This window comes from Thioclava electrotropha (assembly GCF_002085925.2).
GTDB classification, from domain to species: Bacteria; Pseudomonadota; Alphaproteobacteria; order Rhodobacterales; family Rhodobacteraceae; genus Thioclava; species Thioclava electrotropha.
In genome coordinates this window covers 290,001-299,963 of the sequence record NZ_CP053562.1, presented here as the reverse complement: position 1 = coordinate 299,963, position 9,963 = coordinate 290,001, and the positions used below count along the sequence as shown (strand labels likewise).

The following is a 9,963-nucleotide window of genomic DNA, read 5'->3' as shown; positions in this document are numbered from 1 at the left end:
TGGAAACAGTTAGGTGGCTCGATGGGAGACACTACCGATGCCGAAATTGACCAAGCGTGTGGTTGAGACGCTGCCCGTGCTGGAAAGGGACTACATCAGCTTTGACAGCGAGGTAAATGGCTTCGGTGTCCGGGTACTTCCCAGCGGGCGGCGTTCATATCTGGTGCAATATCGCAGTGGCGGGCGGACGAGACGGATCGCTATCGGCCAGCATGGCGCGATTACCGTAGACGAGGCGCGCAGGAAAGCCAGAGAGTTGCTCGGCTCTGTCGCCGCTGGCAAGAACCCCGCCGAAGTGATCGCCCAACATCGTGGTGCTCCTACGCTCTCTAGTGTCGGTGAGCGTTTTCTTCATGAGCATGTTGCGGTGCACTGCAAGCCCTCCACTGCGCGGGAGTATCGACGTGCGCTAGAGCTGTTTGCCTACCCCGCAATGGGCAACCACAAAATCATCGACGTTAACCGCGCTGACATTGCCAAGCTGCATCACGCGAATCGGGCGCGCCCCTATCAGGCAAACCGAACGCTCGGCGTTCTGTCTAAGTTATTTACGCTCTGCGAGGTCTGGGGGTTGCGGCCAGACGGGTCGAACCCTTGTCGCCACGTGCCCAAGTATCGGGAAGAGAAACGAGAACGCTTTCTAAGCAAAATTGAACTGCTTCGACTAGGCGAGACGCTGACTGCATGTGAGGCCGAGGGCACCGAAACCGTCTTCGTCGTCGCGGCTTTCCGTCTGCTGATCCTAACAGGATGCCGATTGAGCGAGATACAAACGCTGAAATGGTCTTTCGTGAGTGGTCGATACCTCGAGCTGCCCGACAGCAAGACCGGTGCGCGACGAATTCCTTTGCCGCCAGCAGCACAGGCCGTTCTTGAGCGTTTGCCGCGTCGCGACGGAAATCCGTTTGTGATCGCAGGTGCCCTAGCCGGTCAGCGCGTCACCGATCTCCAAAAACCATGGCGTCGCATTCGAAAATCCGCAGGCCTCGAAGACGTGCGCATCCACGATCTGCGCCATACTTACGCCTCGAACGCTGTTGCAAATGGCATGCCAATCCAGATGGTCGGAAAGCTGCTTGGACATACGCAGATACAGACGACTATGCGTTACGCCCATCTGGCGGATGACCCTGTGATGCAAGCAGCTGAACGGAATGCGGCGATGTTGAGCGGAGCAATGAATGGTGCCTGATGTTGAAGGAAAAATGACAATCGGCAAGGGGCAAGAGCGCCATTTCGATTGGGGCGTGCTTCCACTCTCAGAAGGTTTTCGCGCCTACGAAACGAGCCGAAACCGTACAGACGACTGGCGCTTTATGTCTCTGCTCGATGTGGTGCGGAAACAGTTTAAGCAAAACGGCTTTCACATCTTCACGCTTCGAAATACCGCGCGTTATGTCCGACTGCGTCTGAGACGCCAGATTGATCCCTTGGACGCGATGCGCATAAGTTTCGTTTGGGAATTAAGCGTCGGATTAGCTGACGCGATTGGATATTTCTTGCCCAGGTCCGCGGACGACAATCCCGTGTTGATCCCAAAGGAATCTTGGAAGCACGGCACCTTCGACTGGGACAAAGCTGAGCTAACGGGCTCCGGCTTCATCTTTGCCGATGTCAGAGTTCTTATGCCGCACTCGTCCTGGCTAGTGAAAGACCATTCCTACGACGTTGAGACACTTCCGGCGTTAAAGACATTCCCTCCTTCTGACGAACACCGTAAGGCGCTCGGAATACCTGCAACGTCGGGTGCGAACTCGTCACAATCCGAGCCCGAGAGACTCGGTAGGCCTTCTTATCGGGCCCAGATCGAGCAAGCGTATTTCGAGCTGAGTGTCAGAGACGGTCTCCCAGAGAAAGAACTCATTTACGAGATCCGCGAGCGCGTCAAAGAGCATACTGGTCAAACCACGGATAAAGGCCTCGGCGATTCCGCCATTCGCAAACATATCATCCGCATTCGCCGCGAAACGCCTTCGCGGAAAAAGTGATAAAGTGTTTTTCTATTTATCAGCAATTGCTTAGCGCAAACCACGGTCGCAAGCATCGGTTCATCAACTCAACCGATGAAAGGACTGCGATGAAACCGACTGCACCCGATGCCGACTATCTCGACCGGCTCATCACCGAACGGGATGCTGCCGATTTTCTCGGCTACACAATGCGCGCGCTACAAAACTGGCGCACACGCGGAGGTGGCCCCCTTTACGTGAAGGTGTCACCCCGGTCGATCCGATACCGCAGGCGCGATCTTAACGCCTGGGTCGAAAGCAAGCTGGCCAAACATTCGACCGAAGCCAGCATAGGTGGGGGGCACGATGTTTAGTCCCCCACCGCCCCCTCGCTCCTTAAGCGAATTCCTTGTCGACTACTTCGACTCCAACGTCTGCGCTCATGCCGATGATGCTGGACTGGTAATCACCAACCTCGTCGGTGGGAGCGCCTTCGCCGTAACGCACAACCGAGACGCAAACCTCGAAAACGGGTCGGGAGATTTAGTGATCTCAGTGACACTTCGGATAACCGTCTTCGACCCAGATCCCACAAAGTTCTTATGAGCATGTGGGTTCCAGGGGAACACCGACGAACCCGGGAGCAGCCACGGCTTGCAGTGCTTCGCTCCTGGGGGACTGTCCGCCGCCAGGCGGGCGTCCTCCAGGCGCGAAGCGCCTTCAAAACGTTTGGAAGCCTGGCGAAAGGGGGGTCTTGTAACACCCCCCTCCACGAATACGACAGCGTAGACCAGAGCAAATGAAAGCACAGATCCTACATAGCGGCTTCGACGGTCTCAGATTCACTCTACAGGCTGAAATCACCCCGGAGCTACGTCGAGAACTGGTGCTCGCGAAATCCCAAGCCAAAGAACACGGGTACGATATTGAGCTTCGTTTTGGCGATGTAACTTTGTCCGTGACGCAAAAGGGTGGACGGACGCTAAACGCGAACACCGGGGAGCTTGGCGCGATCTGGATGTTCCAAGACCCCGCCGACCGCATTCCCAACAATCCCGGCGTTACCGTGGACTTCCGCGCCCTTGGGTTGGCCACCGGCGGACTAGACCACGCCGAGCGACATTTTCGACAAGTGATGGACGCGCTTGCCATTCCTTATGGCGAACACCAGCTCCGTGTCTCGCGTGTGGACTTTGCCGTGGATCTGCTCGCCCCTTGGTTCGAGCCAGAGCGGATCGCGCTTGTGGCTCCACCGGGAACGAAGGTGACAGAATACACAGGGCCAGAGGAGACCGTGACGCAGGCCACTGGAAGCCGCGTCACGGGACTACGGGCGGGCAACGTCGATAACCGGCAGCTCGCGATCTACGACAAGCGAACAGAAGTCATCCAGAAGGCGAAGGATGGTTGGCTGGCCATCTGGAACGCGGAACGGACATCCTGCGGGCAAGAACCTTTGGACCTCTCCGATCGTCTCGCAAGCCAAGTCTGGCGATTCGAGCTGCGGCTTGGTTCAAAACAGCTCCGGGGCCGGTTCGAGATGCACTCATGGGCCGATCTGCGGGAAAGACTCGGAGACGCCTACCACGATGCCTTGCAGCGCCTGCGGTACTGCATCCCTACCAGTGACAGCAACCGCGCCCGGTGGCCCGTACACCAACTGTGGCGGCTCTTTGAAGACACCATCGGCAATGACCTCACCGTCTATTGCTGCGGCGTCCTTCCCTCGGATGTGATCCTTGCCAACCGCACCGCGAAGATTCGGGAGCTGGATCGGCAGCTTCTGGGCCTGTTCGTCACCCGCGCCGCGGTTTCGGGAGTTGCGCCGGATGAGTTCTATGATTTCATGGAGAGACACACGGAAGCCCTGCGCTGGTATAGCGAAGAGCACCCGAAGACGCTGGAAGAGCGGTTGCAGAAGGCGGGTGGGAAATATCGTTGGACTTAGGAACCGGCTTAATCGACCGTTCGCCACGGCTTACTCGTGCGCTCGTCATGCTAAATCTGCAGGCATTGCAAACACCGCCAATGAAGCTCATCGCAGAGCAGCCTCCTACTGGTCGCCACTTGGCCCGATCCGACAGACAGTCGCACGAAGCCGAGATGCTATTTTTGGGCGCGTCCGTCAGCTTTGCGTAGATAACTCGCGGCCCATTGCAACGTCAGCATAAACCCTAATAGGTTTTTTGAACATGCGCCTGAGCCCAGGAAAGCACTTCATCTGGGCCAACTCGCGGCGAAAGCGATTGATTGACAGTCAAGTACGCAACTCGTTTCCCACCAGAGATGATTTCTGGTGGGTTAACGCTCCGCGGGTTGTAGGGACTGAGGTTAGAGAATGGACCGCCGTATTCTGAATACTTATTGAATATAGACGTTGAGCTGTACTTATTCCCATACTCGCCAAACCTATTGAATAGCGATTTCGCATCAAACTCGTTCGGATTCAAGTTCCCGAGAAACACACCGTCAGCCGCTTGTATGTACGTGCCGCCACTCTGCGCGAGAGCAGTGATATCGCTCCGGGAGACATTTCCTAGAAGCAATTGGTCGATGTCATATTTGAGACTATTGAGAAAAGAGCTAAGCGGTATCCTGTCTGCAACAAACCTGTTCTCAGACACCTTTCCGATCTCTATGTTTCTGATGATCAGCTTGGGCGGTGTTGTCGTATATGGATTTTCAGGACTGAAGCGGCCGTATTGCCCGCCGTAAGGGCAGTAGGGATTGAATATGCTTGTGCTGCTATATTTACTACCATAGGGGCCATACTTGTTAAGAATCGAGTCAGTATCGAAACTACTTTTGGTAATCTTACCGAGAAACTGCCTATCTTCTGCCTCAAGATAAGAACCACCGTGTTTCTCCGAAAATTCAGCGTCTTCAGCGGATGCTGCACTATAAAGATCTGTCAGCATTTTCTCCAGAAGCGCCTTTGTTTTATCGTCCTCCGCCGCCATTTCAGCGTCCCTCCTGAAAAAGCTTTTCAATCAACTTCTGAATTTCCATAGCGGCCTCTGCTGGCGGGAGGTTTGATATTAGTGCTGCTGCGGACGCCAGGGCTATGTTCCGATTTCGAAGTTTCTCAATTCTTAGATACGGCCAGTAAAGGAACGCCGATATCCCGGCCGAGGGAAGAGTCCAAATATACTCGCCGTTCACAAGCGCAAAAACAACGGCGACAGCTCCAAGTAGGAAAAGAACACTTGTGCCGCCCATCAACAAGAATTCCGTCCGATTATTTCCGTCAATGACGCTTTGAATCTGGCTATGCAGCTCTTTGCTGATCGGCGGATGCTCCGTCGACTTGGACGAAGCACATGCATTTTGCGTATCAGATGTAGCGCTCGACGTTGGGTCCGTTTTTTGCTGCGCGTCAGTCAATTCACTGTCCTCGCCGGGGCCAAAATCCAAAACTACACTAATGATCATTTAGGGTAAAGATTGCAGGGTCCCTAAGGACTTTTATCTCGCTGCGAGCGGCTAGCCGCAGCGTCCCCGTGTGAGTGGCCGATACGGGCTGCGAGCTGCTGACCACATAGCCTTGGACCAAAATTGTCAGCTCCTACCGCAAACCTGTCGAGAGACAGCACCAATTGCTATTCCGAGTTCAAATGAGATGGAGCGCCTTGGAAAAATTACGGACTTTACATCCATGAGATTCGTCCCAAAAATTTAATTATGTGGCCTCCCGTTTTCGAGACGTCTAATTCTTCAGCTTCCACGCGGTGCTCCGGCCATCCATCAAATCTGCACGCATATAATCCGCTGCGGAGTAATATTTGTGCACAAATTCTTTTCTAAATTGAGAAGATTTATACTCCCCTAAAAAGTCGGCGAGTTTCGGAAACTCTGCAATATCGACTTTAGAAGTATGGTCGTCGAACTTCACAGAGTTGTGCTCCCATTCGTCGACCATTGTATTTAGGTAAGCCTCCATCTGAGAAACCGCGTCGAAGACCTTCCTAGGCTTTGAGAACAAATTCTCCATGTTCTCAACATCTTTCGCGACGGCTTCCAGAGTAATTTGCATTGCGTTTATCTCGTTTAATGAGGAATCATATACTTCTAGCGAAATAGCATCCCGCGTTACTGCGGCTCCGTTGTCCAAAAACAGGAGCCTCGAACGGATTTTTCTTCGGAGCCTCTTAATTTCCCCAAATACTAAAGTCAAAGAGTCTAGAATCCTCATTCTCGCGGAATCACTTAATTCATCCTTTCGTTTCTTCTGCTCGTAGCGGGAATAAACGATGGCTCCAGCTTGCGTAACTATAACAACCGTTAGGAGATTAAGGAGCGCCTTCGCGATCTCCAGCTCGATTCCGTCAGGGTGGAGCTGACACGCGACAAAAGCGAAGAGCCCTAGGACGATTAGTGCGCAAATGGACAGAATGATGATCAACGAGCGCATAATTCTTCCTTAATTTAAAATCGTCCGAACAAACTCTGAGGACGGCCTATTGCCAGTTTCATTACGATTACGATCTCCGCCTTTTGCATCACACGCAGTATAGGCTGCGCAACCTGCGACGCGTTTCGTTAGGCTAGTCCGCCCTAACCGATATGGCAACTCAACCGAGTGGCAAGCTGACCCAAGCGGCTGAGTGGGCACCTTACAATGGCTTAAGGGGCATCAACCTGCCAAGGACTTTCGCTAAGTTAGAATCGGAACTCGGTTGGTCTTTACGCCGATCAGTGCAAGGTTCGAAATCGCCCGACCCGCGGAGTTATCATTTCGCGTAGCGGGGCGGGCGATCGCGGCCGTCCGCGTTCGCCAATGATCAGCTTTGGCTTGTAACGGACTTTCCGAGGTGACCATCAAGACGAGCCAAGCGACCTATCGGGCGCCCTTAAGCTGCGAAATTTTCATTTCATCCGTGACAATCAGTAGTCATTCGCCAAGCCACATCGAGCTGTGTTCAGCCCTCCACTTCATCGAAGATGAAACCATGTTGTGGGCCGATTGTCCATTCAGCGCTCATCGAACGATTCCAACGCATCAATAGCAAGGTCGAGCGCCTCCGCCATTCTACCGGCACCGCTGCGAAAATGCGGCAACACTTCCTCAGGAAAGAGGAAACGAGTTTCCAAATTTTGTTGAGCAAGGTTTTCAAGATAGTGATTGAAGCCATCTAGGCTGATGAGCGCATTGATCACGACATCAAGTTCATCATTTTCCAAAAGCCCTAGATCCGCATTCAAACTGTCTGACAGAAGTCTCCGAATCTTGCCGACCGAGAACACTCCGCCTTCGGGAGAAGGAGCTTCGACATTTTCCTTCAACGCGCGTGAGTAATTGCGGAACTCGGCAGCCAAAATCCTACGCAATGTCCTGCGCTTCGTGACTATCTGCCGGCGTTGCTCGACTCTGGAAATTCGTGCATTCGCGATCAGCGTGCCAATTACGCCAAAGAAGCCCACGACGCCGACAATCGTAGTCTGAAAGCGCTCAAGGAGGTCAAGAACTTCAGGTGACGTCATGTGGCTACCGGACCAATTTATGTGCTGCGCAATACCTGTGCCGTATGACCATAGGAGACTTCAACTGTTGCTCGTTTGCAAGCGCTCCTATTAGGCGTCGCTTGCTTCCACATTGCTTCCACGGGGCTGAGCACAACGCAAGACACCGCCCTAAGGCGGCGTTTAACGTATTGATGTAACTGTAGTTTGTTTGGTTGCGGGAGTAGGATTTGAACCTACGACCTTCAGGTTATGAGCCTGACGAGCTACCGGGCTGCTCCATCCCGCGTCCGTTGAGCGTTTGCCTTTATGTCAGGTTATGAGCCTGACGAGGCGATCGCGTTAGGCAAACTCTCGAGGAGAGTTTGTAGCGATTGCGGGGTGCTCGATCCCGCGTTTGTTTCCCGAGGGCTTTATGTTTTTGCGATCGGGATTTTGTTTGTCATCGTTGTTTGAGAGATGAAGTTTTATCGCTTCTTTCTAGGTTTGGCGGTGACCTACTCTCCCACGTCTTAAGACGCAGTACCATTGGCGCGACGGCACTTAACGGCCGGGTTCGGAATGGAGCCGGGTGTTTTGCTCGTGCTATGACCACCAAACCGAGGAAGAAGCGATGAAGTTCAAGTCATGCGGCGCTTGCCGCCTCCAGCATTGCGCTGGCGCGGAGCGTTCTACACTAAATTAATGCATGCTGTTTGATCGGATGCCAGAGGTCTGGCTTCTACCGGATCAAATCAAGCCAATCGGGCAATTAGTACTGGTCAACTGAACGCGTTGCCGCGCTTACATCTCCAGCCTATCGACGTGGTGGTCTTCCACGGCCCTCAAGGGATACCTAGTTTTGAAGGGGGCTTCCCGCTTAGATGCTTTCAGCGGTTATCCTGTCCGGACATAGCTACCCAGCACTACCGTTGGCACGATAACTGGTCCACCAGTGGTCCGTTCACCCCGGTCCTCTCGTACTAGGGGCAACTCTTCTCAAGTATCCTACACCCACGGCAGATAGGGACCGAACTGTCTCACGACGTTCTAAACCCAGCTCACGTACCTCTTTAAACGGCGAACAGCCGTACCCTTGGGACCTGCTCCAGCCCCAGGATGAGATGAGCCGACATCGAGGTGCCAAACGGTGCCGTCGATATGGACTCTTGGGCACCATCAGCCTGTTATCCCCAGAGTACCTTTTATCCGTTGAGCGATGGCCCTTCCACTCGGGACCACCGGATCACTATGGCCGACTTTCGTCTCTGCTCGACTTGTCAGTCTTGCAGTCAGGCTGGCTTCTGCCATTGCACTCAACGACCGATTTCCGACCGGTCTGAGCCAACCTTCGCGCGCCTCCGTTACACTTTGGGAGGCGACCGCCCCAGTCAAACTACCCACCACGCAGGGTCCCGGATCCCGATAAGGGACCGCGGTTAGACATCAAGCAGGCGAAGGGTGGTATCTCAAGGATGGCTCCACGAAGACTGGCGTCCCCGTTTCAAAGCCTACCACCTATCCTGCACATCACATGCCTGATGCCAGTGCGAAGCTATAGTAAAGGTTCATGGGGTCTTTCCGTCTAACCGCGGGTAGTGTGCATCTTGACACACAGTTCAATTTCGCTGAGTCCACGTTTGAGACAGCGGGGAGATCGTTACGCCATTCGTGCAGGTCGGAACTTACCCGACAAGGAATTTCGCTACCTTAGGACCGTTATAGTTACGGCCGCCGTTTACCGGGGCTTCAATTCGGAGCTTGCACTCCTCCTTTTAACCTTCCGGCACCGGGCAGGCGTCAGACTGTATACGTCGCCTTACGGCTTCGCACAGCCCTGTGTTTTAAGTAAACAGTCGCCACCCCCTAGTTTGTGCCCCCCACCCTCACTTGCGTGAGAATGGGGCCTCCTTCTCGCGAACTTACGGAGGCATTTTGCCGAGTTCCTTAAACGTGGTTCTCTCAAGCGCCTTGGTATTCTCTACCAGTCCACCTGTGTCGGTTTCGGGTACGGTCCGATAGTGGGGCTATTTCCAGGAACTGCTAAGCGGCCCACACAATCCAATAAGTGTGAACAACCCTCGCAATCCGTCACCACCACATGGCCCAGGAATATTAACCTGGTTCCCATCGACTACGCCTTTCGGCCTCGCCTTAGGGGCCGGCTTACCCTGCTCAGATTAGCTTTAAGCAGGAACCCTTGGACTTTCGGCGACAGGGTCTCTCACCCTGTTTGTCGCTACTCATGTCAACATTCTCACTTCTGATCACTCCACCGGATGCCTTACAGCCCGGCTTCACAGTCAGAACATTGCCTCCAATACTCCGAGAACGGAGATAAGGAGGCAGCGTTCTATATCACAGAACGCTCCGCTACCACGCACATCACTGTGCATCCAAAGCTTCGGCTCATGGCTTGAGCCCCGTTACATCTTCGCCGCAAGACCTCTTAACTAGACCAGTGAGCTGTTACGCTATCTTTAAAGGATGGCTGCTTCTAAGCCAACCTCCTGGTTGTTTTGGAAGTCTCACATGCTTTCCCACTTAGCCATGAATTGGGGCCTTAGCTGTTGGT

Annotated in this window: 8 protein-coding genes, 1 tRNA gene and 2 rRNA genes (1 of these 11 cut by a window edge); 4 read left to right on the top strand and 7 right to left on the bottom strand. The window is 53.8% G+C overall.

Annotated elements, in window-relative coordinates; genetic code table 11:
- Positions 1-37 precede the first annotated feature (37 nt).
- From AKL02_RS01525 to AKL02_RS01510, 4 genes are all read left to right on the top strand, one after another.
- Positions 38-1,192 carry a site-specific integrase gene (locus AKL02_RS01525; RefSeq protein ID WP_083079114.1) on the top strand — a complete coding sequence of 385 codons (1,155 nt, stop codon included), beginning with the start codon at positions 38-40 and terminating at the stop codon, positions 1,190-1,192.
- Positions 1,182-1,988 (top strand): hypothetical protein, encoded by an 807-nt coding sequence (locus tag AKL02_RS01520; RefSeq protein WP_083079115.1) that lies wholly within the window; start codon positions 1,182-1,184, stop codon positions 1,986-1,988. The genes AKL02_RS01525 and AKL02_RS01520 overlap by 11 nt, the downstream gene beginning before the upstream one ends.
- A gap of 89 nt (positions 1,989-2,077) precedes the next feature.
- Positions 2,078-2,323 (top strand): helix-turn-helix transcriptional regulator, encoded by a 246-nt coding sequence (locus AKL02_RS01515; protein ID WP_083079116.1) that lies wholly within the window; start codon positions 2,078-2,080, stop codon positions 2,321-2,323.
- Between the two features lie 425 nt (positions 2,324-2,748).
- Positions 2,749-3,897 (top strand): hypothetical protein, encoded by a 1,149-nt coding sequence (locus AKL02_RS01510; protein WP_083079117.1) that lies wholly within the window; start codon positions 2,749-2,751, stop codon positions 3,895-3,897.
- Between the two features lie 226 nt (positions 3,898-4,123).
- Here AKL02_RS01510 and AKL02_RS01505 read toward each other — a convergent pair whose 3' ends face one another.
- The 7 genes from AKL02_RS01505 to AKL02_RS01475 form a co-directional block, all read right to left on the bottom strand.
- Positions 4,124-4,909 (bottom strand): hypothetical protein, encoded by a 786-nt coding sequence (locus AKL02_RS01505; protein WP_083079118.1) that lies wholly within the window; start codon positions 4,907-4,909, stop codon positions 4,124-4,126.
- Position 4,910: 1 nt separating this feature from the next.
- The gene (locus AKL02_RS01500; protein WP_133051990.1) at positions 4,911-5,333 is read right to left on the bottom strand and encodes a hypothetical protein; all 423 of its coding nucleotides are present in this window, start codon (positions 5,331-5,333) and stop codon (positions 4,911-4,913) included.
- Positions 5,334-5,655: 322 nt separating this feature from the next.
- On the bottom strand, positions 5,656-6,351 hold the full coding sequence (locus AKL02_RS01495) for a hypothetical protein (protein WP_133051991.1): 696 nt from the start codon (positions 6,349-6,351) through the stop codon (positions 5,656-5,658).
- Positions 6,352-6,920: 569 nt separating this feature from the next.
- A complete protein-coding gene (locus AKL02_RS01490) occupies positions 6,921-7,430 on the bottom strand; it encodes a hypothetical protein (RefSeq protein ID WP_083079121.1) in 510 nt (169 codons plus the stop codon).
- 191 nt (positions 7,431-7,621) lie between these two features.
- Positions 7,622-7,698 (bottom strand) — tRNA-Met (locus AKL02_RS01485).
- 195 nt (positions 7,699-7,893) lie between these two features.
- Positions 7,894-8,008 (bottom strand): 5S ribosomal RNA (gene rrf / locus AKL02_RS01480).
- Between the two features lie 131 nt (positions 8,009-8,139).
- A 23S ribosomal RNA gene (locus AKL02_RS01475) occupies positions 8,140-9,963 on the bottom strand (it continues 1,009 nt past the right edge of the window).

Bases quoted from the DNA above. Each gene is read 5' to 3' on its own strand.
- AKL02_RS01525 (WP_083079114.1), top strand. From the start codon at position 38: ATGCCGAAATTGACCAAGCGTGTGGTTGAGACGCTGCCCGTGCTGGAA.
- AKL02_RS01520 (WP_083079115.1), top strand. From the start codon at position 1,182: ATGGTGCCTGATGTTGAAGGAAAAATGACAATCGGCAAGGGGCAAGAG.
- AKL02_RS01510 (WP_083079117.1), top strand. From the start codon at position 2,749: ATGAAAGCACAGATCCTACATAGCGGCTTCGACGGTCTCAGATTCACT.
- AKL02_RS01515 (WP_083079116.1), top strand. From the start codon at position 2,078: ATGAAACCGACTGCACCCGATGCCGACTATCTCGACCGGCTCATCACC.
- AKL02_RS01505 (WP_083079118.1), bottom strand. From the start codon at position 4,909: ATGGCGGCGGAGGACGATAAAACAAAGGCGCTTCTGGAGAAAATGCTG.
- AKL02_RS01490 (WP_083079121.1), bottom strand. From the start codon at position 7,430: ATGACGTCACCTGAAGTTCTTGACCTCCTTGAGCGCTTTCAGACTACG.